Annotated in this window: 25 protein-coding genes; 12 read left to right on the forward strand and 13 right to left on the reverse strand. The window is 65.8% G+C overall.

All coding sequences use genetic code 11. From position 1 onward, the window contains the following. Window positions 1-41 precede the first annotated feature (41 nt). Window positions 42-1,736: an EAL domain-containing protein gene (locus ACLNGM_RS13995; protein ID WP_416355391.1), complete on the reverse strand. Its 1,695-nt coding sequence runs from the start codon at window positions 1,734-1,736 to the stop codon at window positions 42-44. Between the two features lie 254 nt (window positions 1,737-1,990). On the opposite strand from ACLNGM_RS13995, the gene fabD reads away from it, so the two are divergent. The 7 genes from fabD (at window position 1,991) to gmk (ending at window position 8,333) form a co-directional block, all read left to right on the forward strand. Continuing rightward, window positions 1,991-2,932 (forward strand): ACP S-malonyltransferase, encoded by a 942-nt coding sequence (gene fabD, locus ACLNGM_RS14000; RefSeq protein ID WP_416355392.1) that lies wholly within the window; start codon window positions 1,991-1,993, stop codon window positions 2,930-2,932. Window positions 2,933-2,958: 26 nt separating this feature from the next. Next, window positions 2,959-3,696, forward strand: a complete 738-nt coding sequence (gene fabG / locus ACLNGM_RS14005) for a 3-oxoacyl-[acyl-carrier-protein] reductase (protein WP_090959869.1) — start codon at window positions 2,959-2,961, stop codon at window positions 3,694-3,696. A 174-nt stretch (window positions 3,697-3,870) separates the two neighbouring features. Beyond that, entirely contained in the window at window positions 3,871-4,107 is a 237-nt protein-coding gene (locus ACLNGM_RS14010; protein WP_026358398.1) for an acyl carrier protein, read from the forward strand. A gap of 45 nt (window positions 4,108-4,152) precedes the next feature. Beyond that, window positions 4,153-5,418 carry a beta-ketoacyl-ACP synthase II gene (fabF, locus tag ACLNGM_RS14015; RefSeq protein WP_090959867.1) on the forward strand — a complete coding sequence of 422 codons (1,266 nt, stop codon included), beginning with the start codon at window positions 4,153-4,155 and terminating at the stop codon, window positions 5,416-5,418. Window positions 5,419-5,517: 99 nt separating this feature from the next. After that, on the forward strand, window positions 5,518-6,708 hold the full coding sequence (mltG, locus tag ACLNGM_RS14020) for an endolytic transglycosylase MltG (RefSeq protein WP_416355393.1): 1,191 nt from the start codon (window positions 5,518-5,520) through the stop codon (window positions 6,706-6,708). A 48-nt stretch (window positions 6,709-6,756) separates the two neighbouring features. Beyond that, window positions 6,757-7,647 (forward strand): YicC/YloC family endoribonuclease, encoded by an 891-nt coding sequence (locus ACLNGM_RS14025; protein WP_090959861.1) that lies wholly within the window; start codon window positions 6,757-6,759, stop codon window positions 7,645-7,647. Further along, window positions 7,644-8,333 (forward strand): guanylate kinase, encoded by a 690-nt coding sequence (gene gmk / locus ACLNGM_RS14030; RefSeq protein WP_090959858.1) that lies wholly within the window; start codon window positions 7,644-7,646, stop codon window positions 8,331-8,333. Before ACLNGM_RS14025 ends, gmk begins: the two co-directional genes overlap by 4 nt. A gap of 6 nt (window positions 8,334-8,339) precedes the next feature. Here gmk and rsmA read toward each other — a convergent pair whose 3' ends face one another. From rsmA to ACLNGM_RS14060, 6 genes are all read right to left on the reverse strand, one after another. Next, on the reverse strand, window positions 8,340-9,173 hold the full coding sequence (rsmA, locus tag ACLNGM_RS14035) for a 16S rRNA (adenine(1518)-N(6)/adenine(1519)-N(6))-dimethyltransferase RsmA (RefSeq protein ID WP_416355394.1): 834 nt from the start codon (window positions 9,171-9,173) through the stop codon (window positions 8,340-8,342). Beyond that, entirely contained in the window at window positions 9,170-10,210 is a 1,041-nt protein-coding gene (gene pdxA, locus ACLNGM_RS14040; protein WP_416355395.1) for a 4-hydroxythreonine-4-phosphate dehydrogenase PdxA, read from the reverse strand. Before pdxA ends, rsmA begins: the two co-directional genes overlap by 4 nt. 1 nt (window position 10,211) lies before the next feature. Then, window positions 10,212-11,153 (reverse strand): peptidylprolyl isomerase, encoded by a 942-nt coding sequence (locus ACLNGM_RS14045; protein WP_090959850.1) that lies wholly within the window; start codon window positions 11,151-11,153, stop codon window positions 10,212-10,214. Window positions 11,154-11,255: 102 nt separating this feature from the next. Beyond that, window positions 11,256-13,703, reverse strand: a complete 2,448-nt coding sequence (locus ACLNGM_RS14050) for an LPS-assembly protein LptD (protein WP_416355396.1) — start codon at window positions 13,701-13,703, stop codon at window positions 11,256-11,258. Between the two features lies 1 nt (window position 13,704). Beyond that, window positions 13,705-14,784, reverse strand: coding sequence for an LPS export ABC transporter permease LptG (gene lptG / locus ACLNGM_RS14055; RefSeq protein ID WP_416355397.1), 1,080 nt, complete (start codon window positions 14,782-14,784; stop codon window positions 13,705-13,707). Beyond that, complete coding sequence (locus ACLNGM_RS14060; protein ID WP_416355398.1) at window positions 14,781-15,971, reverse strand: LptF/LptG family permease; 1,191 nt, start codon at window positions 15,969-15,971, stop codon at window positions 14,781-14,783. Before ACLNGM_RS14060 ends, lptG begins: the two co-directional genes overlap by 4 nt. Window positions 15,972-16,217: 246 nt before the next feature. On the opposite strand from ACLNGM_RS14060, the gene ACLNGM_RS14065 reads away from it, so the two are divergent. Beyond that, complete coding sequence (locus tag ACLNGM_RS14065) at window positions 16,218-17,717, forward strand: leucyl aminopeptidase (RefSeq protein ID WP_416355399.1); 1,500 nt, start codon at window positions 16,218-16,220, stop codon at window positions 17,715-17,717. 5 nt (window positions 17,718-17,722) lie between these two features. After that, window positions 17,723-18,175, forward strand: coding sequence for a DNA polymerase III subunit chi (locus tag ACLNGM_RS14070; RefSeq protein ID WP_090959837.1), 453 nt, complete (start codon window positions 17,723-17,725; stop codon window positions 18,173-18,175). 7 nt (window positions 18,176-18,182) lie between these two features. Here ACLNGM_RS14070 and ACLNGM_RS14075 read toward each other — a convergent pair whose 3' ends face one another. From ACLNGM_RS14075 to ACLNGM_RS14085, 3 genes are all read right to left on the reverse strand, one after another. Beyond that, a complete protein-coding gene (locus tag ACLNGM_RS14075) occupies window positions 18,183-18,977 on the reverse strand; it encodes an alpha/beta fold hydrolase (RefSeq protein WP_416355400.1) in 795 nt (264 codons plus the stop codon). Window positions 18,978-19,085: 108 nt separating this feature from the next. Continuing rightward, a complete protein-coding gene (locus ACLNGM_RS14080) occupies window positions 19,086-20,984 on the reverse strand; it encodes an ABC-F family ATP-binding cassette domain-containing protein (protein ID WP_416355401.1) in 1,899 nt (632 codons plus the stop codon). Window positions 20,985-21,036: 52 nt separating this feature from the next. Further along, complete coding sequence (locus ACLNGM_RS14085) at window positions 21,037-21,543, reverse strand: DinB family protein (protein ID WP_416355402.1); 507 nt, start codon at window positions 21,541-21,543, stop codon at window positions 21,037-21,039. Between the two features lie 31 nt (window positions 21,544-21,574). Between ACLNGM_RS14085 and ACLNGM_RS14090 the strand changes: the two genes are divergently transcribed. From ACLNGM_RS14090 to ACLNGM_RS14100, 3 genes are all read left to right on the forward strand, one after another. Further along, window positions 21,575-22,270 carry a glutathione S-transferase family protein gene (locus ACLNGM_RS14090; RefSeq protein WP_416355403.1) on the forward strand — a complete coding sequence of 232 codons (696 nt, stop codon included), beginning with the start codon at window positions 21,575-21,577 and terminating at the stop codon, window positions 22,268-22,270. Window positions 22,271-22,351: 81 nt separating this feature from the next. Further along, the gene (gene ndk, locus ACLNGM_RS14095) at window positions 22,352-22,774 is read left to right on the forward strand and encodes a nucleoside-diphosphate kinase (RefSeq protein WP_055884259.1); all 423 of its coding nucleotides are present in this window, start codon (window positions 22,352-22,354) and stop codon (window positions 22,772-22,774) included. Window positions 22,775-23,013: 239 nt separating this feature from the next. Next, complete coding sequence (locus ACLNGM_RS14100) at window positions 23,014-23,748, forward strand: chromosome partitioning protein ParA (RefSeq protein WP_416355404.1); 735 nt, start codon at window positions 23,014-23,016, stop codon at window positions 23,746-23,748. Window positions 23,749-23,751: 3 nt separating this feature from the next. On the opposite strand, the gene ACLNGM_RS14105 is transcribed toward ACLNGM_RS14100, so the two are convergent. From ACLNGM_RS14105 to pgsA, 3 genes are read right to left on the reverse strand one after another with little or no spacing between them, the layout of a single operon-like run. Beyond that, window positions 23,752-24,213, reverse strand: coding sequence for a molybdenum cofactor biosynthesis protein MoaE (locus ACLNGM_RS14105; protein WP_416355405.1), 462 nt, complete (start codon window positions 24,211-24,213; stop codon window positions 23,752-23,754). Between the two features lies 1 nt (window position 24,214). Further along, window positions 24,215-24,466, reverse strand: coding sequence for a molybdopterin converting factor subunit 1 (gene moaD, locus ACLNGM_RS14110; protein ID WP_416355406.1), 252 nt, complete (start codon window positions 24,464-24,466; stop codon window positions 24,215-24,217). Between the two features lie 38 nt (window positions 24,467-24,504). After that, a complete protein-coding gene (gene pgsA / locus ACLNGM_RS14115) occupies window positions 24,505-25,086 on the reverse strand; it encodes a CDP-diacylglycerol--glycerol-3-phosphate 3-phosphatidyltransferase (RefSeq protein WP_090959822.1) in 582 nt (193 codons plus the stop codon). Between the last annotated feature and the right edge of the window lie 65 nt (window positions 25,087-25,151).

Raw genomic sequence — 25,151 nt, forward strand, 5'->3', positions numbered from 1 at the left:
ATAGACGAGGACGGCCCGGATGGCAAGCCAGAACCCGTGGATCAGCCGAAGCCTGCGTCGCTGCCGCGGCTCACCGCCGCGATGGTCGGCTCTGCCTTGCCGGCGAAATATGGCCCCTGCGCTCGCATCCGACCGAAGCGCTGAAGGGCGCGCCACTGCCGGTCGGTCGCGATGCCGTCGGCCGACATCTCGATTCCGAGGCGCTGACAGAGGGTCCAGACCGCTCCCATCATCGCCTCGGCATCGGCGTCCCCGAGAATGCGTGCCGCGAGATTTCGGTCGAGCTTCAGCCGGGCGACGCCCAGCGAGCGGAGATAGCCGAGGTCCGGGCGACCGGCACCGAAACCGATGATGACGAGCCGCACGCCGGTTTGCGTCAGGCGCCGGATGGCAGGCGTCAGCTCGTCGCAGGATGCCAGGACGGCGCTTTCCACGATCTGCAGTTCAAGCCGATCAGGCGACAGCCCGCAGTCCGCCAGGACGCGAAGCGTCGCGTCGACGAGATCGGGGTTCAGCAAGGTCGTGGCATCGACCGTCACAGCCACATGGCGACAGGTGCCTTCGGTCGGGTGGCGCTCGACGAAGCTCGAGACCGCACGTCGAATTGACCAGAGATCCAGGAGATACGAAAGGCCGGCGTCCGCGGCCAACGCTCTCAGGTCGTCGGCAGCGAGCGTCTGGCCCGTCCGGGTATTCGTCCAGGTCAGGTCGGTTTCGACGCTCTCGATTTCACCCGATACGCTGTCATGCTGCGCTTCGAAAGCGAGGTCGATGGCGTCGTTTGCCATCGCCACGATCAGATCCGCCTGCAGCAGTCGCTGATCGAGCATCGACTGCTCGCGGAGGGGGTCGAAGCAGGCGACATCGCCACGTCCCTGATGCTTGACGTCGTAGAGGGCGATGTCGGACGCGCGGTGCAGAGCGTCCCGCCGTGTGCCGTCGAGCGGTGCCGAGGCGATACCGACCGAGCAACCGATCGTGATCCGGTGACCGAGAACGGACATCGGTTCGCCGACGGCCTCGACGATCTGGCGCCCAACCTCGACAGCCGTCTCGCGGGAAAGACCGTCCAGCATCACGAAGAATTCGTCGCCGCCGAAGCGGAAGACCTGACCGGCATCACCGACCGCCGTGCGGATGCGTTCGGCGGCCTGCCGGAGCACGAGATCGCCCATCGCGTGGCCGTGCTGGTCGTTGACCTCCTTGAAGCGGTCGAGATCCAGCGCAAGCGCATGGATAGGGCCTTCGCCGGCGGTGAGACGCTCCTCGATCGCGTCCCATACGGACTGCAGGAGGGTGCGGTTGCCGAGGCGCGTCAGCGGGTCGTGGTGCGCCAGAAACTCGGCGTGCTCGGTCGCCCGTTTCAGTTCGGTGACGTCGGTGAGGCTGACGACGAAGTCGGATTCGTCGGCTCTCATCAGCTCCGCCACGCTCACCATCACCTGTCGATGACTGTCCGACCCGGCGACGATGGCTTCGAAGCGATGCCCGTGGCGCAGGTTGTCCTCGAGTTCCGTGCCGTCCGTCGGGCAGAACGTCTCGGCAAGGCAGGATAGTGCCGCGGTTCCGCCGAACAGGTTGGCTGCGGCCTCGTTCGCGAAGAGGAAGGACGCGTCGCGGCGCAGGACGAGCACGCCGACCGGGACGGTTGACAGGATTTCGAAATCGCGGTGGGTGGTCGGGGCCGATACAAGACCGCGACCATCCCGCCCGGTATGATCCGTGCGTTCCGTCACTCGATTCGCTCCCTGCTTCATGTCTGTCGTGCCGAGGGGCTGCACCCTCGATCCGGTCTCTAAAAGTCTCGGCGACCGGTTTTGTGCCAACGACTGCCGCAGCGTAAGGGTGTCGGAGTTTCCGAGGTCTTAACGACACTCCGACCGTTTCATGGACGACCAAGCGTGAATGCGCCGGAGGACGGGTCGCGTCGCCTTGACAGGCCGCGCCCGGCTCCGCACTACGCGACCTTTGAACGATATGGGAGAAGGCTATGACGCTCGCGGTTGTTTTTCCGGGACAGGGAAGCCAGGCCGTCGGAATGGGCCGTGAACTCGCGGACGCCTTTCCCGAGAGCCGTCGCGTCTTCGAGGAGGTCGACGACGCCCTCGGCGAGAAGCTGAGCGACGTGATCTGGAACGGCCCGGAAGACCAGTTGACCCTCACCGCCAACGCCCAGCCGGCGCTGATGGCCGTATCGCTTGCGGCGATGCGGGCGCTGGAGGCTCGCGGGTTCGACCTTGGCGCATCCGGCGACTTTGTCGCCGGCCACTCGCTCGGCGAATATTCCGCGCTCGCCGCAGCCGGTTCGCTGTCGGTCGCCGATGCTGCGCGGCTTCTGCGGATCCGCGGCGACGCGATGCAGGCGGCCGTGGCACCCGGCGAGGGCGCGATGGCCGCCATTCTGGGGCTTGATCACGAGACGCTTCAGTCCGTCTGCGCCGAGGCCGGGCAGGGCGGCGTCTGCCAGATCGCCAACGACAACGGCGGTGGGCAGATCGTGATCTCCGGCACGAAGGCTTCTGTCGAACGCGCGATGGAGGCTGCGCAGGCCGCCGGTGCCAAGCGCGCGATCGCTCTATCGGTATCGGCGCCGTTCCATTCCATGCTCATGCAGCCAGCCGCGGAAAAGATGCGGGAGGCCCTCAGCACGGCTACGCTCGTCTCGCCGCGGGTGCCGCTGGTCGCAAACGTCCTTGCCTCCGCGATCTCGGACCCGGAGGAGATCCGGGCGCATCTCGTCGAGCAGGTGACGGGCCAGGTGCGGTGGCGCGAAAGCATGACCTATCTCGCCGACGGCGGCGTCGATCTCCTGCTCGAGGTCGGCAGCGGCAAGGTCCTGTCGGGTCTCGCCAAGCGCATCGATTCGCGTCTGTCGGCCGTCAGCGTCGGCAAGCCGGCGGATATCGAGCCGGCGCTCGCGCGCCTCGCCTGACACTCTCCAACGTAAGGAAGCGGCACATGTTCGATCTTTCCGGCCGCAAGGCCCTCGTCACGGGCGCCAGCGGCGGCATCGGCGAATCCATCGCTCGCACGCTGCATCAGGCGGGCGCGACGGTCGGTCTGCACGGCACACGTCGCGAGAAGCTGGACGAACTCGCGAGCTCCCTCGGCGAGCGCGTCCACGTCTTCCCGGCCGATCTCGGCAGCCGCGAGGGGCAGAGCGGCCTTGCAGAGGCTGCGGACAAGGAACTCGGCGGCGTCGACATCCTCGTCAACAATGCCGGCATCACCAAGGACGGGCTGTTCGTCCGCATGTCGGACGACGACTGGGATCGCGTCCTCGAGGTCGACCTGACCGCCGTCTTCCGCTTGACCCGCGCGCTGACGCACCAGATGATGCGCCGCCGCTACGGCCGCATCGTCAACATCACCTCGATCGTCGGCGTCACCGGCAATCCGGGTCAGACCAACTACTGCGCTGCGAAGGCTGGCATGATCGGCTTCTCGAAGTCGCTCGCCCAGGAAATCGCCTCGCGCAACGTGACCGTGAACTGCATCGCGCCGGGCTTCATCGAGAGCGCGATGACGGGCAAGCTCAATGAGAAGCAGACGGAAGCCATCATGGGCGCGATCCCCATGCGCCGCATGGGGCAGCCCGCCGAGATCGCCGCCGCCGCCCTCTATCTCGCGTCGGAGCAGGCGGCCTATGTCACGGGCCAGACGCTGCACGTCAACGGCGGCATGGCGATGATCTGAACCCGGCTTGGCCAGCGCGCTTTCGCCATGCTAAGCCGCAGGTCTCGCCGAGCTAACGAATCCGCCCACATCTTCGCAGATGGGGCTTGGACCAGCACCGACGGGGTAACGCTTGATTAACGGAACCCCGGCGTCTAACGAAACGGCGAAAGCCATCTCAACAGAGGAATGACCATGAGCGATACCGCTGAACGGGTGAAGAAGATCGTCGTCGAGCACCTGGGCGTCGAGCAGGAGAAGGTCACCGAGAACGCTTCGTTCATCGACGACCTCGGCGCCGACAGCCTCGACACGGTCGAGCTCGTCATGGCGTTCGAAGAAGAGTTCGGCGTCGAGATCCCGGACGATGCGGCCGAGACGATCCTCACGGTCGGCGACGCCGTGAAGTTCATCGAGAAGAACCAGGCCTGAGATCGGCGGGCGGGCTTGGCCCGCCCTTCATTTTAAGAGTTCGGAATGAGACGAGTCGTCATCACCGGCGTCGGAATGGTCAGCCCCCTCGGGGCGGGCGTCGATGTGACATGGAAGCGTCTGCTGGAGGGCCGCAGCGCGGCTCGCCGGGTCGAAAGTTTCGACGTCTCGGACCTGCCTTGCCAGATTGCATGCCAGATCCCGCGCGGCGACGGCTCCGACGGCACGTTCAATGCCGATCTCTGGATGGAGCCGAAGGAGCAGCGCAAGGTCGACGATTTCATCGTCTACGCCGTAGCCGCTGCCGCCGAAGCGCTCGACGATGCCGACTGGCATCCCGAGAGCTATGACGATCAGTGCGCCACCGGCGTTCTGATCGGTTCGGGCATCGGCGGCCTCGAAGGCATAGAGCGCCATTCGTTGATCCTGGCGGAGAAGGGTCCTCGACGGATCAGCCCGTTCTTCATTCCGGGTAGCCTCATCAATCTCGCATCCGGACATGTCTCGATCCGCAACGGATTGAAAGGGCCCAATCATTCCGTCGTGACCGCCTGTTCGACCGGCGCCCATGCGATCGGCGATGCTGCGCGCCTCGTCATGCTGGGCGATGCGGACGTCATGGTGGCGGGTGGTGCGGAATCGCCGGTCGGACGGTTGTCCCTGGCGGGCTTTGCCGCCTGCCGCGCCCTCTCGACCAGCTACAACGACGATCCGACGGCGGCCTCCCGACCCTACGACAAGGGGCGCGACGGCTTCGTCATGGGCGAGGGCGCCGGCATCGTCGTCCTCGAAGAACTCGAGCATGCCCAGGCTCGCGGCGCGCGGATCTATGCCGAGGTCATCGGCTACGGTCTGTCCGGCGACGCGCACCACATCACGGCTCCGGCCGAAGACGGCGACGGCGCCTATCGCTGCATGAAGGCAGCGCTGAAGCGCGCCGGCATCACTGCCGACCAGATCGACTACATCAATGCCCACGGCACCTCGACGCCACTCGGCGACGAGATCGAGCTGCGCGCCATCGAGCGGCTCGTCGGCGATGCGGCGTCGAAGATTTCGATGTCCTCGACGAAGTCGGCCATCGGCCACCTTCTCGGTGCTGCCGGTGCCGTCGAGGCGATCTTCGCCACGCTCGCGATCCGCGACAATGTCGCGCCGCCGACGCTCAATCTGGTCGATCCGTCCGTGGAGACCAAGATCGATCTCGTTCCGCTGAAGAAGCGCGAGAAGCAGATCGATATCGCCTTGTCGAACTCGTTCGGCTTTGGCGGCACCAACGCATCGGTCGTTCTGCGCCGCTTCGAAGGCTGAGCCCTTCCGGCTTTCGCCACATTCGAATGCTGCTACCTGCGTGAGGACGCCGGCAGCTCACGCAGTCATGACTGCGGACAGGCCGGCCAAGCGGGCGCGATGGACGGGCGCTCACCTGCAACTGGTACAGGGAGGTCCGCCGTGACCCATGGTTCCGACGAACAACTCCAGCCCAGCGGCGAGGCATCGAGCCGTCGCAACAAGCCGAAACGACGCTCCCGGCATGCGCGAAACGGCTTCGTGATCCTGATGAACTTCGGCTTCAGCCTGGCGCTTCTCGCGGCCGTGGCGGGGGGGCTCGTCTTCTACTGGGGCAAGCAGACCTTCGACAGCGCCGGTCCGCTGCAGACGGAAGCGACCTATCTCGTCAGCCGCGGCGCCGGACTGGAGAGCGTCGCAGCCGGGCTCGAGCGCGCGGGTATCGTTAGCGATGCGCAGGTCTTCGAATACGGAGTGCGCGTCGCCTCCTTGGAGGGTTTGAGCGGTCGCGGCGACACCGGCATCCGTGCCGGCGAGTACGCCTTCGCGCCCGGTGCCAGCATGCGCGACGTCATGGAGACGCTTCGCAGCGGCAATTCGATCCAGCATGCCGTCACCATCCCGGAGGGCTGGACCGTCCACCAGATCTACGCGCGTCTCGCGGCCGATCCGGTTCTCGTCGGCGATTTGCCGCCGATGGTGGCCGAGGGAACCCTGCTTCCTGAAACCTACACGTTCACGCGCGGCATGACGCGATCGGCGATGGTCGATCGGATGAAGGAAGCCCAGTCGGAACTCGTCGAACAGATCTGGGCCGGGCGCCAAGACGACCTGCCGGTGAAGGATATCGGCGAGTTCGTGACGCTGGCATCGATCGTGGAGAAGGAGACCGGAATCGCGGCGGAGCGTCCGCACGTGGCGTCCGTCTTCGTCAACCGTCTGCGCGACGGGATGCGGCTCCAGTCCGATCCGACGATCATCTACGGGGTCTGGGGTGGCGCCGGGAAGCCGTCGGACGAACCGATCCGCCAATCGCACATCGCTGGGGCGACGCCCTACAACACCTACGTGATCCGCGGCCTACCGCCCGGCCCGATCGCCAATCCGGGCCGCGCGTCGCTCGAGGCCGTCGCTCATCCGCTCGACACCCGCGACCTCTATTTCGTCGCCGACGGAACGGGCGGCCATGCCTTCGCCCGCACGCTCAACGAGCACAATGCCAATGTCCGTCGCTATCGCGACATCGAGCGGGCGGCCGCTGCCGCGCGCGCCGAGGCCGACTCGCCGGAAAATCCTGCCGTTGCGCAGTAGGCGTGCGGCAGGCCGCCAACGGCGAGCGCGCACAACAGCGGAGACCAGATGCCGTTGAACAGCATGACGGGCTTTGCCCGTGTCGAGGGCGCGACGCGCGACGCTGATTTCGTCTGGGAACTGCGATCGGTCAACGGTAAGGCGCTGGAGGTCCGGCTTCGCCTCCCGCAGGGGATGGAAAACATCGAGGCGGACGTCCGCCGCATCGTCGCGAGCCGGCTGAGCCGGGGAAATTTGCAGGTCTCACTCAACCTGCGGCGCGTCGTCGACGAGGCGCTGCCCTTCGTCATTCATCGTGAGATGCTGGATGCCGTTTTACGGCTTTCAGGCGAACTCGTGCGCGACGGCCACGCGACCTTGCCGTCTGCAGACGGACTGTTGGCGCTCCGTGGCGTCATCGACGTTGCGGAGCGGGTCGCCAACCCGGAGGACGATGCCGCGCGTCAACGCGATGTTCTGGCCGGACTGGTCGAGGCGGTCGAGCGTCTCGTCGCATCGAGAGCGGACGAGGGCCGGCAACTTGCTTCCGTCCTGAACGGCCGGCTGGACGAGATCGAACGTCTGGTCGATCTCGCCGAACGGGACCCGAGCCGTGACGTCGAGACCATTCGCGCCCGTTTGGCGCGGCAGGTCGCCGAGCTGACCGGCGCGGCCGGAGGACTTGATCCAATTCGTCTTCATGCGGAAGCCGCCCTGATCGCGACGCGCGCCGATATACGCGAAGAGCTGGATCGGCTTACCGCTCACATTCATGCAGCCCGCGACCTTCTGGCCCAAGAGGGTCCTGTCGGTCGTCGCCTCGATTTCCTGGCGCAGGAATTTAACCGCGAATCGAATACGGTGTGCTCCAAATCCAATGCGGCTTCGTTGACCGCCATCGGCCTCCAGCTGAAGGTCGTCGTCGACCAGCTGCGCGAACAGGTTCAGAACATCGAATGAAACTGCAGGCCGATATCGAGTCCCCCGTCCGGATCGCACGACGCGGCCTCATGCTCGTCATCTCGTCACCCTCGGGTGCAGGGAAGTCGACGATCGCGCGAAGCCTCCTGGAGCAGGATACGCGGTTCTCGCTGTCGGTCAGCGTGACGACCCGCACCCGCCGACCCAGCGAGATCGACGGCGTTCATTACCACTTCATCACGCGGGACGAGTTCTTCCGTCTGCGTGATGGCGACGCGCTGCTGGAATGGGCCGAGGTCCACGGAAACCTCTACGGCACCCCGCGCGAAGCGGCCGAGAAGGCCATGCGCGACGGCCGAGATATGCTGTTCGACATCGACTGGCAGGGCGCTCTCCAGCTGCAGGAGAAGGCGAAGGCCGACATCGTGTCGATCTTCATCCTTCCCCCGTCGATGGAGGAGTTGAAGTCGCGTCTCCTGCGCCGTGCGGAGGATTCCAGCGAGACGATCGCCATGCGCCTGCGCAATGCGAAGGTCGAGATCGAGCGTTGGCGGGACTACGAGTATGTCGTGATCAACGACGATCTCGATCGAGCCTTCTCGGCGGTTCTCTCGATCGTGAATGCCGAACGGTTGCGACGGGACCGGCGCCCCGGCCTCTTCGACTTCACGTCGGTTCTCCTCGAACAGGCGTCCGCCGATATCGGAAAGCTCGACAGCCGCTGAGCGCGGTCAAGCCGCCAGCGCGTTGGCGAGGCGGACGAACTCCGCCACCGAGAGGGTCTCGGCACGCCGTGTCGGGTCGATCCCGGCGCGTTCGAGAAGCGCTTCGCCCCCCACAGACTTGACGCTCTGCCGCAGCATCTTGCGGCGCTGCCCGAAAGCGGCCGCGGTCACGCGCTCGATGTCGGCGAGCCGGGCAGGAAGCGGCGAGGTCTTCGGCACGATCCTGACGATCGCGGAGGTGACCTTGGGGGGAGGCGTGAACGCCTCGCGGGATACGTCGAACAGGATTTCGGCGTCCGTACGCCATCCGCAGAGCACGCCGAGACGGCCGTAATGGTCGTCATCGGGGCCCGCAACGATCCGTTCGGCGACCTCCTTCTGGAACATCAGCGTCAGATCGGTCCAGCGCGGCGGCCAGCTCGGACCGGTGATCCAGTTCAGAAGAAGCTGCGTGCCGACATTGTAGGGCAGGTTGGCGACGATCTTGAACGGACCGTCGCAGAGCGATGCCGGATCGATCGCCAGCGCGTCGCCCTCGATGACTTCGAGCCGTCCGGGATAGTGATCAGCGATCTGCGCCAGTGCGGGCGTGCAGCGCGGATCCTTCTCGATCGCGATGACCTTGCCCGCCCCGTGAGCCAGCAGGGCACGGGTCAGCCCGCCAGGGCCTGGGCCGACTTCGACCACGGTCGCGCCTTCGAGCGGCGCCGCCTGTCGTGCGATGCGCCCAGTAAGATTCAGGTCGAGAAGGAAGTTCTGGCCGAGCGCCTTGCGCGGATCGAGGCCATGCGCTTCCAGCACCTGCCGGAGCGGTGGCAGGCCGTCAAAGGCCGTCGTCAAGCTGCCGCGTCCTGCCCGGCTTCCGTCGCGCCGGCCATCCGGCCCGCGAGGCGCAGAGCCGCGATGAAACTGTTCGGCCGTGCGGTCCCGGTGCCCGCGAGATCCGCCGCGGTTCCGTGATCGGGCGAGGTGCGGATGATCGGCAGACCGAGCGTCACATTGACCGTCTCGTCGAAAGCGAGCGTCTTTGCGGGGATCAGGGCTTGGTCGTGATACATGCACAGCGCGACGTCGTACCGCGCACGGGCTTCGGGATGGAACATCGTATCGCCGGGCAGAGGACCGACCACATCGAACCCCTCGGTGCGCAGGATCTCGACCGCTGGGCGGATGATGTTTTCATCCTCATGGCCGATCGCCCCGCGCTCGCCGGCATGCGGGTTGAGGCCGGAAACTGCAAGCCGCGGACGCTCCAGCCCGAAGCGGGCGCGAAGATCGCGCGCGACGATGCGTGCCGTTGAGAGGATGAGTTCGGACGTCAAAGCCGCCGGGACGTCCGCCAGCGGAATGTGGATCGTGACGGGCACGCAGGATAGGTCCGGTCCGGTCAGCAGCATGACCGGCTGGCAGGCCTGCCCTGTCAGGTTCGCGCAGAGATCGGCCAGATACTCGGTATGTCCGGGATGGCGAAAGCCCGCGTCGTAAAGGGCCTTCTTGTCGATCGGATTGGTGACGATCGCTCCCGCCGATCCTTCGAGGACGAGACGCGTCGCCCGGTCGATGGCCTCGATCGTTCCAGCCGCGTTGGCCGGGTCGGGGCGCCCGGGCGCTTCGGAATGGTGGTTCACCAGCGGCAGGACGTCGAGAAACCGTGCATCCGCGCCGCACTCGGACGGGCGACCGATGGTGCGCACCTGCACGTCGAGCCCGAGCCTTTCGGCGCGGCTCGCGACCATTTCCGGATCGGCGATCAGGAAGAAGGTCGGAAGATCCAGAACCTGGCGACGCTCAAACGCCGCCAGCGTGACGTCGACGCCGACGCCTGAAGGCTCGCCGACCGAGACGGCGAGAGGAAGGGGACTTGCGCGGAGGGACACGTCAGCGACGAACGATCGTCGCCTTCTCCTTCAACTTGGCAAGATAGTCCTTATCGGGCTCCTTCTTGCCCATCGCCGCGAGATCCTTCTCCTGGAACACCATGGCGGCGACCTGGTCGTCGGAGACGGTGCGGGTGTCGCAGACGCCGATCAGCTCGACGCCGCGTTCCGTCGCCTGCGGCTTGGTCGCCCGGCCACGGCTCGTGTTCATGATGTCATCCTTCCACCGCGGCGGAAGTTCCGGCTCTGCGACGCGTCCCAGGTCGCGCACCGTGACGTCGCGCAGGCCACGGGCGGTCTCGAAGGTCGACTGGCAGTTCGTGAAGCGCTGGCGCAGGCTGTTGGCCTCCGACATGCGACGATCCAGCTGGGAGCTGCGCTTGTCGTTGGGAACGACGAAAATCACCTGCTGGAGGGAATACTCCGTGACCTTCGGCTTGGAGCCGCCCTCCTTCAGCATACGGGCGACGACATCCTGCTCGGACAGGCGCTCGGTCTGTCGCACGTTGGCGATCACGGCCTGACCCCAGCCCATCTGGACGCGGATGTAGTCTTTGAAACCCTTGGCCGAAAAGCCGGCTTGCGACAGGACCTGCGTCAACTGCGCCTCGGTCAGCTTGTTGTCCTTCGCAAAGCGACCGAACGCTTCGTCGATGGCCGCATCGGGGATGTTGATGCGTCGGCGCGCGATTTCCTGCCGCTTGATCGCTTCGTCGATCAACTCGTTGGTAGCCGCTTCCTCCCCGCCGGGCGCGCGGCGCAGCTTGAGGAACGCAGCGCGCTGCTGGATCTGGTAGGTGGTGATCGGCTGCTTGTTGACCACGACCTTGATCTCGGACGCGGCAAAGCTCGCGGAAGACAGGGACGCAGTCGCGGCCAGCGCGAGCGGCGAGGCCAGCAGCGAACAGACCGCAAGTCGGACGGCAAGGTTACGTGCGATCATGGCCTCTCGTGTCTCCCGGTTCCAGCGCATCGCCCACAAGCAATCGCGCTCGACGCATGGCTAGCGTCGAGCTTTGGCGAAACGATGGTCTTCTAGCCGCAATCAGCCGCCGCTTCCAACCCCGAAACCGAAATCGGCATCCACGAGCGTGCGCAGCGCAAGCTTGAACATGACCTTCGACTCCGACGACTGCAGGTTATAGCGGTCGTTGGTGTTCTGGTACTCGGCGATGAGGCTGAAGCACTCGTCGGCGTAGCCGACGCCGAAGGAGCGGTTGATCACAGCTTCGTTCTCGATATCGTAGGAGATCGAGCCGAACGTGCGGATTTCGTCCGTTACCTTCAGCGACGCGGACGTCGTGACCTGGTGGCGATCGTCCGGGAAGCTGTAGATCGGCTGCGCGCCGATCAGGGAGTAGGTGACGGCCGTGTCCAGACGGCCGATCGTGACACCGGCCATGACGTCGGCGCGGTTCACGTCCAGCGTCTCCTCGTCGAAGCGACCCTGAGCTCCGAGGTTCACGCCGTAGGGGGTGGAGAGCGAAACCGCCGACACGTAGTCCGACCGGTCGGTCTCCAGCCCGGAATCGAAACCGACAAGCGCGTAGTCGAGCTGCGAGTACGGGTTTTCGCCCGCGAGATGGAAAGATTGCCCGATCAGGGCGTCGAGCGAATAGCCGGCGCCGAAGACGCCGCTGTACTGCACGCCGACATTGGCACGCGTGCCCCCCTCGATCCGGTCGTACCCGGAGAACTTGTCCTCATCGAACAGGTTGGCGGCGTTGAAGACGAGGCTCTGCGCGTCCTCGTTGGGCAGGCGACCTGCATCCATTTCGTTCGGGCGCAGCAGAAGCTGCGCGATCGGTGTGATGACGTGCTGCGTGTTCGCCGTTTCGATGAGATAGGGGTAGCGCGCCTCCAGCCCGGCCGTCGCCATCGCGCGGCCGCCGGCTTCGTCCACCTCGACACCGCCGAGACCGAGCGGGGTTCCGTTGGCATAGCCGATCTGGCTCATGTCGGCCCGGTAGAGATCGCCGCGACCGGAGAGCGAGGGCGTGATCTGCAGTCCGGCATCGGTCGTGTAGGTTCGGCGCCAGCGCGCATCGAAGGACGCGCGCGAGTAGTCGCCCTCCAGCGCATTGCGACGGAAATAGTCCGTCCTGAACGGGAAGCTGTTGCCTTGCTCGCAGACGCCCGAAACCGTGAACTCGCTCTGGCAGATCAGCAGGAAGCCGGGGCTCGACGCGTTGCGCGACAGGTTGGTCACGTTCACGTTGTATTCGAGCTGTCCGCCGAGGACCGGGTTCTCGTCGATGCGCTGGTAGTCCAGCGTCGGCCAGATGTAGGGCTGAACGCGGTCGGTGAGGGTGTTCTCGGTCTGAACGTCGAACTTCTGCCCGCGCAGATCGAAGAAGGTCTGGTCGCCAAGGCCGGTGAGGTAGACCTCGGACGTTCGGTAGATCTCCGAAAAGTTCTCGATCTCGTAGACGTTCGAGAAGTTCGAGTCGCTCTGCGCCAGGATATCCCAGCCGAACGTCCAGCGATCGTTCAGCGCGAAGCGACCCGTGGTGCCGACCATGCCGCGCGTCTCGTCCACCGGATCGGCGAAGCCGAGAACGTTGTCGGACCGGAAGTCGTTGAAACGATCAGGGTTCGCCTGGCTGATGCCGGCGGTCTGAAGGGTGATGTAGCCGTTCTCGAACGCCTTGCGGTATTCGGCCTCGGCGAGGAAACCCTGCTTCGTGAAGTAGGTACCGGCGATCGTCGCGTCGGACGACTCGTCGATCGCGAAGTAGTAGGGGATGCGAACACCGAAGCCGGTTTTGTCCGACGACTTGAACGAGGGCGCCAGAAGCCCGCTCTGCCGCTTCACGGTGGGGTCGGGCGAGGCAAAGTAGGGGAGGTAGGCCAGCGGCTTGCCGAACAGCTCGAAGCGGGCGCCGTAGTAGCGGATGACCTTGGCGTTCTGATCCCAGACGATACGCCGTGCCTTGACCTGCCAGAGCGGCGGGCGGTCCGGATTCTTCTCGCAGGCTTCGCAGGCCGTGTAGATGCCGCGCTCGAAGGTGGTCACCGCGCCGTCGCGGCGGACGGCCTGTCCGGCGGCGAAACGCGTGTTGTCCGGCGTCTCGATGCGGAGCGCCTGGACGAAGCCGTTGGCGAAGTCGTCGGTGACGTCGATCGAGTCGGCATAGATGCGATTGCCCGTCGGCTCGACGAGCTCGACGTCACCCGACGCGACAAGCCTCCGGCTAGCCTGATCGTAGACGATGTCCTGCGCCACGAGCTTGTAGGGCCCGTAGTCGATCTGCACGCCGCCCGCCGCGCGAACGACCTGACGGTCGCTGTCGTAGGTGACGGTATCGGCTTCCAGGAACAGCTGGGTTCCCTCGGGGACCGAAACGGTGCCACCAAGTTCGCCAAGCGAAGCCTGCGCCAATGCAGGCGAGGCCGAGGCGAGGGCGGCCACGGCCACACCCGCCAACAGAGCGCCCTTGGCCTTCGACCAACCCCCGGTCTCGGCGCGGCGCGGGTTCCCCCTCGCTGTCATTCTAGCCATCCTCCTGATGGAGCAGGATCGTCGTCCCGAACAATCCTGCCGCCACGACCGGGAACCACGCCGCGATGACGGGGGGAACCACGGAATTGCTCCCCAGCGCCTGCGCGAGGAAAGTAACGACGTAAAGCACGAAGCCGGCTGCGATGCCACTGACGATCATGCGTCCAGACTGGCCGATGCGCGTGTAGCGCACAGCTACGGTCGCCGCGACGAGCACCATCGCCACGAAGAGCGCGGGCCGCGCGATCAAGGCATTGAGCCGCATCGCGAAAGCATCTGCGTTGTAGCCAAGGCTTCGCGCGACCTCGATCTTGGGTGCAAGCTCCCAGATCGAAATCGTCTCGGGATCGGCCAGCCGCTGTTCGATGTATTCGGGCAGGAGCGTGGTGGGAATGACACGCTCACCCTCGTTCACCGGCGGTGATCCGATTCGGGTCACGCTGGCGTTCTCGATGTGCCAGGCACCGTCGCGAAGGTGGGCGACCGGCGCGTCGATCCGCTCCCGCACGACGCCCTCGCCGTCGAGCAGGAACGCCGTCACGCTGCCGAGCGTCGCCCCTCGATCGGCGACGATCTTGGCGCCGATGATGGACTCGATCCCATTGCCGTTCTGCCGCAGCCATGGTGCGCGATCGGTCGTGGTCTGCATCGAGCCGGCGTTCTCGGTCTGCAACTGCGCCGCCTTGCTCTGCGCGATGGAGGCCAGCGGGTTGTAGACCGCGACCGAGACGACGCCGATCAGGAAGGCACCCGCGGCGAACGGCGCCAGCATCTGCCAGACCGATACGCCTGCAGCACGCGCGACCACGAGTTCCATCTTCCGGTTCAGCGACACCAGCGTGAAGATCGCCGAGAAGAGAACGATGAAGGGGAAGGCCTGCTCGATGAACGCGGGGACGCGCAGCGCAGAAATGGTCGCGATCGTGTCGAAGCCGACGTCGCCAGGCAGACCGCGCCGGCTGACCTCGATCATGTCGACGAGATATACGAGCGCGAAGACCGCGACGAAGGTCGACAGGAAGCTGACGAGGAAACGACGGAGGAAGTAGAGGTTAAGCGTCCACCGCTTCATGCGCCGGCCGCCTTTCCGGACCGGGCGCCCGGCAGAAGGCGCTGCAACTGGCTTCCCAGCCACAACGTGCCGTCGCTCACGGCCCGTACGGCGCGGGTCTCGCTCACGTTGACGTTGCGCCACAGCAGCCAGAGGTCGAGCGCGATCGCGCCGAGCGGCAGGCCGTAGGCGAGGGCCGTGTAGCGTGCGTCGTCGCTCACCAGCGACAGCGAGACGAAGCCGCCCGCCTTGAGAAGCAGCGAGCCGCCGAGACCGAGCGCCATCGCAGGCCCCGGGCCCTGCCGGTTGGTGCGCGGGTGGCCGGCCACGATCAGGGCCCAGAGCGCGAAGGCGATCGGATAGAGCCAGTCGGTCCGGCGCTGGGCCAGCTCTTCGGTGAAGCGGTTGGGATGAAGCTGGTAGACCCGGTCGTTCGGATCTGGGTTCAGAAGCTCGCGCGTCGAGCGCTCCGACATGCGCACCCAGTCCCGCGTCTCGACGGGCCGCAGGTTGGCGAGGTCGAAGGCGTAGGTCTGGAACTCGATGATGGAAACGGAACCGTCGTTGTTGCGCTTGCGGTGAAGCTGGCCGTCGTCGAGCACGAGATAGGATTGTCCCTCGCGCTCCACGATGGATGCCTCGCGGGCGAAGTAGGTCAGGTCGAGGGTCGGATCACGGGTGTCGGCGAGAAAGAGCCCCCGCACGTTCGGCCCGCGCGCCTCGTCGATGCTCATGATGAGGCCGTCCTGCACCTGCTCGAAGCGTCCGGGCTGCAGAAAAAGGCTGATCGCGTCGGCGTTGATGGAACGGATCCCGTTCTGAAAGGCGCTGGAGGCGGCGGGGCCGACGACGTGCGAATTGAAGAGGATCAGGCCCGATGCCGCTGCCGCCAGGATCATGATCGGCTTGGTGATCACGCTGCGCGAGCCGCCGGACGCCGCGATGACGGCGCGTTCAGAATCGGCGTTCAAAGAGTTCAGCGTCTGCACGGCGCCGATCAGCAGCGCGAAGGGAAGGACCCCTGCGGCGAGATCCGGCATCAGCATCAGCGCGATCCAGAAGATGTCGCCGGCAGCGGTCGCCGATGTGCGCACAATGTCGAGCCGCTGGAGGACCTGCACGATCCAGACGATGAGAACGAGCGCCGTGAGCGAGCCGACCGTGTAGGTCAGGGCTCTGCGGAAAATGTAGCGTTCGATCAGCTTCATGCCGTGGTCGTCTCGACAGTCCCGTTCAAACCGCCGTCCTCCGGCGCGGTACCGAACCGCGCGGTTCGACATACTAGGCCGCCGTAGACTGAGCCAGCTTGGCTAAAGAAGGGCGAACAAACGTGGTTAACGCTTTGTTCGCCCGTGCACGACCCTTGCAATGCAACACTCCGTCACCAGAATGACGACCGAATCCCTTGTGTCGGGGCACAGGTCCCGGCGCGTCGATAGCGCATCGGAGACCGCATGTCCGTCCAGCCTACCATCGCCTTCGCGCCGCTGCAGATGCCCGGGACGGGCACGCTCGTCATTCTCGCGGGGACGGAGGGAACTCTGCCGTCCGACGTCTCGCCGGATGTGGCGGACGCCGTGCAGAAGGCGATCGGCGTCGCGAAGTTCAAGGGCAAGGAGCTTTCAACCGTCGAAGCCATCGCTCCGGCGGGCTCGTCGCTGGAGCGCATCGTCGTCGTCGGCACCGCGGGCGACAAGCCGTTCGGCGAGGAGGAATGGCTGCGGCTCGGCGGCACGATCGCCGGCGGGACGAAGGGCGAGGGGCCGGTGACGGTGTGGGGCGACGGCGGTGCGACAACCGCGACGCCGCGCGATCTTGCGACCATCGGTCTCGGCATTCTTCTGCGCGCTTACAAGTTCGATCGCTACAAGTCCAAGAAGTCGACGCCGGGCGAGGAGGCGGAGGCCGAGACGTCCCGCACCTACACCATCGCCTCGGCGACGCCGGACGAGGCACGCGGAGCTTTTGTCGCCGCACAGGCGCTCGCGGACGGCGTGATCCTCGCGCGAGACCTCGTCAACGAGCCCGCCAACGTTCTCACCACGACCGAATACGCCTCGCGCATCGAGGCGCTCGCCGCGGACGGGCTCGAGATTGAGGTCCTGGACGAAACTCGGATGGCGGAGTTGAAGATGCGCGCGCTGCTTGGCGTCGCGCAGGGCTCGCCGATGCCGCCGCGCCTCTGCATCATGCGCTGGAACGGCGGCGCGGACGGCGAGGCGCCGGTCGCCTTCGTCGGCAAGGGCGTGATCTTCGACACGGGCGGCGTCTCGATCAAACCGGCCGCCGGCATGGACGAGATGAAGGGCGACATGGGCGGTTCGGCGGCCGTGGTCGGCCTGATGCGGGCGCTCGCGGGCCGCAAGGCAAAGGTCAACGCCATCGGCATTGTCGGCCTCGTCGAGAACGCCGTGGACGGAAACGCACAGCGCCCGGGCGATATCGTGACGGCCATGTCGGGCACGACCATCGAGGTGCTGAACACGGACGCCGAGGGGCGCCTCGTGCTGGCGGATGCGCTCTGGTACACGCAGGAGCGCTTCAAACCGAAGTTCATAGTGAACCTCGCGACCCTGACCGGCGCCATCATCGTGGCGCTCGGCAACCATCATGCGGGTCTGTTCTCCAACAACGACGAGCTCGCCGAACGACTTCTGACCGCAGGTCTGGAGACCGGCGAGAAGGTCTGGCGCATGCCGCTCGGCAAGGAGTACGACAAGATGATCGAGGGCAAGTTCGCCGACATCAAGAATGTCGGCAACGGTCGCGCGGCCGGCGCCACCACCGCTGCGCAGTTCCTCCAGCGCTTCGTCAACGACGTGCCTTGGGCACATCTCGACGTGGCGGGAACCGCGATGGGATCGCCCGCGAACGAATACAACCAGTCTTGGGCGTCAGGCTTCGGCGTCCGTCTCCTCAACAAGCTCGTGGAAGACCACTACGAGGCGCGCTGAGCCGCATGGCCGAGGTGCTGTTCTATCACCTGACCGAAAGCCGGATGGAGGACGCGCTGCCCGACCTCCTCGAGAAGTCGGTCGCGCGCGGTTGGCGCGTCGTGGTTCAGGCGGTGACGCCCGAGCGACGCGATGCCCTCGATCAGCACCTCTGGACCTATAAGGACGACAGCTTCCTTCCCCACGGCTCAGATGCCGATGGGGGAGGCGCCCTTCAGCCGATCCTGCTGACGATCGAGCCTGAGCAGCGCGCCAACGATCCGCATGTCCGTTTTATGGTGGAGGGGGCCGTACCGGTCGACCTGACGCCGTACCAGCGCGGCGTCTACCTTTTTGACGGGGACGACCCCGACCAGCTCTCGACCGCTCGCGAGCGCTGGAAGGCGGAGAAGTCGGCTGGCCATGCCGTGACATACTGGCAGCAGACCGAGGGCGGGCGCTGGGCGAAAAAGGCCTGAGCGATGCTCAGGTCGTCGTTCCGTCGACGAAGTCGAGGACGGCAGAGGCGTAGCCGTCCGGGTCTTCCAGCGGGGCGGAATGGCCGACGGCCGGCAGAATGAGAAGCTTGGCGCCCGGTATGGTCGCAGCGAGATACTCGGTGTGCTCCCGGCTGATCGCCTCGTCATGCTCGCCGATCGCAATCTCGGTCGGCACCGGAATCGTCTCGAGTTCGGCCTGCGAGAAGTTCGGCTCGTTGGCCCAGAGCGCTTCGATCTCGTCCTTGATGTTGTCGTAGTGCTTGAGCTTCGGGCGGTTCGGGTCGTCCGGCTTGAAGCCGAGGAAACCGTCCGGCGTCGCGTTCGCCGCCTGTACGAACAGACGCGACAGGCGCTCCGGGTGGCGGATCGCGATGTCGAGCCCAATGATGCCGCCATCGCTCCAGCCGACCAGCGCCACCTGCGAGATGTGCAACTGGTCGAGAAGCGCGAGGTAGTCGTCCGCCATCAGGTCGTAGGTGATGACGTCCGCGGTGCTGGTGGAGCGTCCCTGTCCGCGGCTGTCCGCGACGATGACGCTGTGATGCTCCGAAAGTGTCGCGAGTTGTGCTCGCCAGACGCGGCTGTCCGACAGGCCCCCATGAATCATCAGGATCGGCGGCCCTTCTCCGTAGACACGGAAGAAGAGGTTGATGCCGTTCACCTCGGCAAAGCCTGTTTGCAAAGGAATGGGTTCGTCGAAACCGCGGCTGCGCGGTTCGTCCGCCGGAAAGGCGTTGAGCGTGAGGACGGCGAGAACTGCCGAAAGGATGGGACGCCGCATGACGAACCGCTCCGTGGGCCGCCTTGGTGACGTTACCGGCCGCCTTTAAGACAAGCTAGCGCTGTCACGTTGACGTCTCAAGGATTCGTGAAGGTTTTTCGACAGCCCTCAGTCCGCCATGGCGGAGTCGTGCTCCTCGGTGAATTCGAGCCATTCAGCCTCGCACCGTTCGAGCGTCTTTTCGGCTGACGACTTCTGGCGGCCGAGATCGGCAGCCTTCGCGGGATCGCGGGTGTAGAGCGCGGGATCGGCCAGCTTCTCGTCGAGGTCCTTGATCGTCGCCTGGAGCCGCGACATCTGGACTTCGAGATTGGTGATCTTCTTCTTCAACGGCTTCAGCGCCTCGCGCTTCTCGGCCGCGAGCCGGCGCTGGTCCACCTTCGAGACGACGGGAGCCGTTGCTTCCTCGATCGCCTCGCCCTGATTGCCGCCGCCCGAACGCGCGCCGGAAAGGATCAGCTTCTTGTAGTCGTCGAGATCGCCGTCGTAGCGCTTGACGGTGCCGTCGCCGACGATCCACAGCCGGTCCATCGTCGCTTCGACCATGTGGCGGTCGTGGCTGATGAGGATGACGGCGCCTGGGAAGTCGTTCAAAGCGTAAACGAGGCTCTCGCGTGCCTCGATATCGAGATGGTTCGTCGGTTCGTCGAGGATCAGGAGGTTCGGCGCGTCGATCGTGGCAAGGCCCATCAGGAGGCGCGCCTTCTCGCCGCCGGACAAGCTGTCGGCCACCGTGTCCATCTTCTGGGTCGGCAAGCCCATCTGGGCGACCCGCGCGCGCACCTTGGCTTCCGGCGCATCCGGCATGAAGCGCCGCACGTGCTGTACGGCGGTCTCGTTCGGGCGCAGGTCGTCGATCTGGTGCTGCGCGAACATCGCGATCTTGAGGCCCGGCGCGCGCGTGACCGAGCCGCGCTGGGCGGTAAGCCTTTCGGCGATGAGCTTGGCGAAGGTCGACTTGCCGTTGCCGTTGGCGCCGAGCAGCGCGATGCGGTCGTCCGCGTCGATACGGATGTCGAGGCCGCGCAGGATCGAGCGCTCCGCGCTGTAGCCGACCGAAACGCCTTCCATGCGGATGATCGGGGACGCCAGGATCTTTTCCGGCTTCGGGAAGACGAACGGCGTCACATGCTCCTCGACGATGGCCTGCAGCGGCTTCATCCGCTCCAGCGCCTTCAGTCGGGACTGCGCCTGCCGAGCCTTCGACGCCTTGGCGCGGAAGCGCTCGACGAACGCCTCCATGTGCTTTCGAGCGGCGTCCTGCTTGGCGATCGCCTTGCCGAGAAGCTCCAGCTTTTCGGCGCGCTGCCGCTCGAAGCTGTCGTAATCGCCGCGATAGAAGACGAGCTTCTTCTGGTCGAGATGGATGATCGCGTTCACCGCGTTGTTCAGGACATCGCGATCGTGGCTGATGATGAGGACGGTGTAGGGGTAGCGCGAGACGAAGTTCTCGAGCCAGAGCGTGCCTTCGAGGTCGAGATAGTTCGTCGGCTCGTCCAAAAGCAGGAGGTCGGGCCGGGAGAACAGGACGGCTGCCAGCGCCACGCGCATCCGCCAGCCGCCGGAGAATGACGAGACGGGACGCGCCTGTGCGACCGCGTCGAAGCCGAGGCCGTCGAGGATCGCGGCCGCCCGTGCTTCGGCCGAATGGCTTTCGATGTCGGCGAGGCGCAGGTGCACTTCCGAGATCCGCTGCGGGTCGGTAGCGGTTTCCGCTTCTTCCAGCAGCGCGACTCGCTCGAGGTCGGCCGCGAGCACGACCTCCAGAAGCGACTGCTCCGTGCCCGGCGCCTCCTGAGCGACCTGACCGATGCGGGTGTTGCGCGGGATTGAGACGCCGCCGCTTTCGGACGCGAGATCGCCTGTGATGACGCGGAAGAGCGTCGACTTGCCCGCACCGTTGCGACCGACGAGACCCGCCTTCGTTCCGGCTGGGATCGAAAGGCTCGCGTGATCGATCAGGAGGCGCCCCGCGACGCGGGCGGACAGGTCGGTGATCTGAAGCATGGCCCGCTTTTGCCATGTTTGCCGCAGGGGCGAAAGTCCGACGATTAGGCTCTCAGCCGCGACCCGTGTCCCGGAGGAACGCGACCAGATCCATCGAGGGTCCCGGGAGGCCGAACCCGGTGATGACCGCGCTCGCCTGACCGCGATGATGGGTCTGGTGATTGAAGACATGCAAGAGCGTTGGCCCGAGACGGGCTTCGATGACGCCCGGTCGCGTCAGGGGCGAGTAGTGGACGGTCATGGCGAGATCGCTTTCGGACAGCGAACCGACATAGGAGGCCAGACGCGCGTCTTCGGCCTCGCGCGCCCCGCGCAGCGCGTCGACCTCCATGTAAAGGATCGCGTCGAGCCGGTCCGGCGCCGATCCTTCTCCGGTGAAACGTCTCAGCCAGATCCGGTCGGCAGACAGGATATGGTTGAGCGTGCCGAGAAGGGAGCGGAAGAAGACGCCGCGATCCTCGGCGAATTGCGCGGGCGTCAGGTCGCTCGCGCTTTCGAGAAGTCGTCGATTGGCCCATTCGTTGTAGGCCGCGAGGGTGACGAACTGTTCCTGATACAAGACAATGCCTCAGCTCTCGGGAGATTCGATCGTGACCATATTGCTTTACGACCTCGTCGGCAGCGACCCCTCGCGCCCGTTCTCGCCGCACTGCTGGAAGGCGCGCATGGCGCTCGCGCACAAGGGCTTGGCATTCGACGCCCTGCCCACACGCTTCACCGAAGTCGCCGGGGTCGAGGGTGGCGGCGGACGGACGGTGCCCGTGATCCGCGACGGGGACGCGGTGGTGCAGGACAGTTTCGCGATCGCCGAATATCTCGATGACACCTATCCCGAACGGCCACCGCTCTTCGAGGGCCAGAGCGGACGAGCGCTCGCGCGATTCGTCGAAAGCTGGACGCAGCGCACCCTGCATCCCGTGATCGTGCGCGCCACGATCCTCGATATCCACGCCGCGCAGGACGACGAGAACAAGGCCTTCTTCCGTGCGAAGCGCGAGAAGGCCTTCGGCAAGCCGCTTGAGGAGGTGCAGGACGGGCGGACCGAAGAGAAGCGGCTTGCGGCCTCGAAGTCGCTGGAGCCGCTGCGTGCCACCCTTCGCAACCAGCCGTTCCTGGCGGGCGAGCGTCCGATGTTCGCGGATTACATCGTGTTCAGCGGGTTCCAATGGCTGCGGGTGCTCTCCACGTTCCAACTCCTCGATGACGGGGATCCGATCGCGGACTGGTTCGAGCGTTGTCTCGACCTGCATGGCGGGCTCGGCCGTCAGGTTCCGGCCGCTTCCTGAGCGCGCCCCGCCTTGCCGCGGGGCGGGGGCACGGCTATAGAGCGCGCCATCTTCAGCCCTTTGACTTTGGGATAACGGCCAATGGCGATCGAACGCACCTTCTCCATGATCAAGCCTGATGCGACGCGTCGCAACCTCACCGGCGCGATCACCAAGATGCTGGAAGAGGGTGGCCTTCGCGTCGTCGCCTCCAAGCGCGTCTGGATGAGCCGCCGCGAGGCCGAGGGGTTCTACGCCGTCCACAAGGAGCGCCCGTTCTTCGGCGAGCTGGTCGAGTCGATGTCGGCCGGCCCGACGATCGTGCAGGTGCTCGAGGGCGAGAACGCCATCTCGCGCAACCGCGAGCTGATGGGCGCGACCAACCCGGCGCAGGCCGCCGAGGGCACGATCCGCAAGGCGCACGCCCTGTCGATCGGCGAGAACTCGGTGCACGGCTCGGACGCTCCCGAGACCGCCAAGGAAGAGATCGCCTACTGGTTCTCCGAGACCGAAATCGTCGGCTGAACAGCTGCGCAGAAGTCGTGGCTCGGGGCGGCGGATCGTAATGTCCGCCGCCCTTTTTGTTGCCGGCTCGCATCAGTCCTAAATGCGCAAGTTCTCTCGTACACAGAATGGCTTGCGACCGATTGTGACGTGTCGATGAATGGAGGCGGGCGCCGACGGATGGTGCGATTCAAGACATCCGGCATGGCCGCCATCAGTGGACCATCTGCCGATGGATGTCGCAGAAGGAGAGGCGGTGAATGGCGGTCGTCGCCATCGGAAGTGTTCGCAGCGGGGGAACCTCGACGCTTGCTCTGACGCTCGCCAGCGCGATCGCCGACGCCGGCGGATCGGTTCTTCTCATCGATGCCGCGCGAAACCCGGACCTTGTCCGCTGGTCTCGCCGCCCGGGGTGCCCCGATCTCATCTCCGTGGCCCGGCCGACCAACGACGAGGGCCTGCGCGAGCTGACGCATCTCGGTCGGCGCGAGGGGCGCACCGTCGTGATCGATGCCGGGTTCAAGCGCGATCGCCTTCGGGCCGCCTTCGAAATCGCCCGGATGTCGCTGATCCCTGTTCGATTCTCTCCGCTGTCCGTCGCCGCGGCAGTCGAGACGGATCGCCTGATCGACGGCATCAACCGTCGCCGCTCCGGCGGGCGAGCCTTCGTCGCGACCGCCATCACCCAAATTTCGAGCCGCATTGCGCGCGCGGTCGAAAAGGAGCTTTGCGAAAGCCGCACGGTCCGGCTCCCCGCCGGGCTATCGCTGCGCGCCGCCTTTGAGGCTCCGTTCCTCGTCGGCGGCACCGTGCACAGCTTGAACAACAGCGACGCGCCGGGGCTCGACCGTGCCCGCGCGGAGGCCGAAAGCCTTCTCTTCGAACTTGATCTCTACGGTCTGCGCCGCCCGGCCTGTCCGCTCGCGGCGCCTTCGCTCGTGGCGAACATGGACGAGTTGCCCGACGAGCGAACCACCGCCCTCGCTTCGGCCTGACCGCTACAGGCGGTGCCAGCGATCCGCAGCGGCGTCGTCGGTGTCCTTTGCCTCGACCCAGCCTCCGGCCGTGCCGTCGACGAGATGCTCGCGCTTCCAGAACGGAGCCTTGGACTTCATGTAGTCCATGAGGAAAGAGGCCGCCTCGAAGGCGGCGTGCCGATGCTCCGATGAGCAGGCGACGAAGACGATTTCCTCGCCGGGCGCGATCATCCCGTAGCGATGCACGCAGCGGACGCCGAGCAGCGACCAACGCCGGGCCGCATCGTCGGCCATCTCGCGGATCGCCCGCTCCGCCATGCCGGGATAGTGCTCGATCTCGAGCGCCGACAGCCGTCCGCCCTCGTCGCGGCAGTAGCCCGCGAAGGTCACCACCGCCCCGGCACGGCCACCGGGCGCGGCGCGGCTCGCCTCTGCACCGAGGTCAATCCGGTCGGACGTAACGGCAATGCTGACGTCGCTCACGTCAGCCGCCCGTCATCGGCGGGAAGATCGCAATTTCCGTGCAGTTGCCGATGGGCTGGGAGTGGGGCACGTGTTCCTGGTCGATCGCCACGCGCACCATCTGAGGTGCCTGCAGCGCGGCATCGTAGTTGTCGCCACGCCCCTTCAGCCAATGGAGGAGATCCTGCACGGTGACGACACCGGCGGGCAACACCACCTCTTCCTCACCGATACCGATCCGCTCGCGGACCCAGGCGAAATAGACGAGCTTCATGCCATGCCTCCCGATCTGCTGGCGGCTCCTCGCCGCCGTTAGACGTCGATATGGCGCAGACCGGCGCGGAAGTAATCGTAGCCCGTATAAAGCGTGATGATCGCCGCGATCCACAGAAGGACGATGCCCGCCTGTGTCACATGGGGCACGATTTGATCGCCCGCGGGACCCGCAAGAAGAAAGGATATCGCGACCATTTGGGTCGCGGTCTTCCACTTGGCGAGGCGCGTGACGGGAACCGACACCTTCAGCTCGGCGAGGTATTCGCGCAGGCCCGAAACCAGGATCTCGCGGCACAGGATCACGATCGCGGCCCAGATCGTCCAGCCGGCGATCGTGCCGTCGGCGGCGAGAAGGAGGAGGGCGGCGGCCACAAGCAGCTTGTCGGCGATCGGGTCGAGCATCCGCCCGATCGTGGACGTCTGCTGCCACGCGCGCGCCAGATAGCCGTCGAGCCAGTCCGTCACGCTGGCGGCAACGAAAAGCCCGAGCGCCGACCAGCGTGCGGCGTCCGAGCCATGCAGGCGGCCTTCCACGAAGAAGCACAGCACTACGAGTGGAACGGCGGCAATGCGGGCGTAGGTCAGGATGTTGGGGAGACTGTACGCCTGGGATGCCATGGGTTCGGTCCGTTTGGAGGGACGAGTCGGCCGAGGGTTACGCGCGTTCGATGAAGGCTGTTCAA

The organism is Aureimonas phyllosphaerae, from assembly GCF_047943035.1.
In the GTDB taxonomy this organism is placed as follows: domain Bacteria; phylum Pseudomonadota; class Alphaproteobacteria; order Rhizobiales; family Rhizobiaceae; genus Aureimonas; species Aureimonas phyllosphaerae.

Excerpts from the sequence above, each read along its gene's own strand:
- fabD (WP_416355392.1), top strand. The coding sequence starts at position 1,991 with ATGACGCTCGCGGTTGTTTTTCCGGGACAGGGAAGCCAGGCCGTCGGA.
- fabG (WP_090959869.1), top strand. The coding sequence starts at position 2,959 with ATGTTCGATCTTTCCGGCCGCAAGGCCCTCGTCACGGGCGCCAGCGGC.
- ACLNGM_RS14010 (WP_026358398.1), top strand. The coding sequence starts at position 3,871 with ATGAGCGATACCGCTGAACGGGTGAAGAAGATCGTCGTCGAGCACCTG.
- fabF (WP_090959867.1), top strand. The coding sequence starts at position 4,153 with ATGAGACGAGTCGTCATCACCGGCGTCGGAATGGTCAGCCCCCTCGGG.
- mltG (WP_416355393.1), top strand. The coding sequence starts at position 5,518 with ATGGACGGGCGCTCACCTGCAACTGGTACAGGGAGGTCCGCCGTGACC.
- ACLNGM_RS14025 (WP_090959861.1), top strand. The coding sequence starts at position 6,757 with ATGCCGTTGAACAGCATGACGGGCTTTGCCCGTGTCGAGGGCGCGACG.
- gmk (WP_090959858.1), top strand. The coding sequence starts at position 7,644 with ATGAAACTGCAGGCCGATATCGAGTCCCCCGTCCGGATCGCACGACGC.
- ACLNGM_RS14045 (WP_090959850.1), bottom strand. The coding sequence starts at position 11,153 with ATGATCGCACGTAACCTTGCCGTCCGACTTGCGGTCTGTTCGCTGCTG.
- ACLNGM_RS14050 (WP_416355396.1), bottom strand. The coding sequence starts at position 13,703 with ATGACAGCGAGGGGGAACCCGCGCCGCGCCGAGACCGGGGGTTGGTCG.
- lptG (WP_416355397.1), bottom strand. The coding sequence starts at position 14,784 with ATGAAGCGGTGGACGCTTAACCTCTACTTCCTCCGTCGTTTCCTCGTC.
- ACLNGM_RS14060 (WP_416355398.1), bottom strand. The coding sequence starts at position 15,971 with ATGAAGCTGATCGAACGCTACATTTTCCGCAGAGCCCTGACCTACACG.
- ACLNGM_RS14065 (WP_416355399.1), top strand. The coding sequence starts at position 16,218 with ATGTCCGTCCAGCCTACCATCGCCTTCGCGCCGCTGCAGATGCCCGGG.
- ACLNGM_RS14070 (WP_090959837.1), top strand. The coding sequence starts at position 17,723 with ATGGCCGAGGTGCTGTTCTATCACCTGACCGAAAGCCGGATGGAGGAC.
- ACLNGM_RS14075 (WP_416355400.1), bottom strand. The coding sequence starts at position 18,977 with ATGCGGCGTCCCATCCTTTCGGCAGTTCTCGCCGTCCTCACGCTCAAC.
- ACLNGM_RS14080 (WP_416355401.1), bottom strand. The coding sequence starts at position 20,984 with ATGCTTCAGATCACCGACCTGTCCGCCCGCGTCGCGGGGCGCCTCCTG.
- ndk (WP_055884259.1), top strand. The coding sequence starts at position 22,352 with ATGGCGATCGAACGCACCTTCTCCATGATCAAGCCTGATGCGACGCGT.
- ACLNGM_RS14100 (WP_416355404.1), top strand. The coding sequence starts at position 23,014 with ATGGCGGTCGTCGCCATCGGAAGTGTTCGCAGCGGGGGAACCTCGACG.
- moaD (WP_416355406.1), bottom strand. The coding sequence starts at position 24,466 with ATGAAGCTCGTCTATTTCGCCTGGGTCCGCGAGCGGATCGGTATCGGT.
- pgsA (WP_090959822.1), bottom strand. The coding sequence starts at position 25,086 with ATGGCATCCCAGGCGTACAGTCTCCCCAACATCCTGACCTACGCCCGC.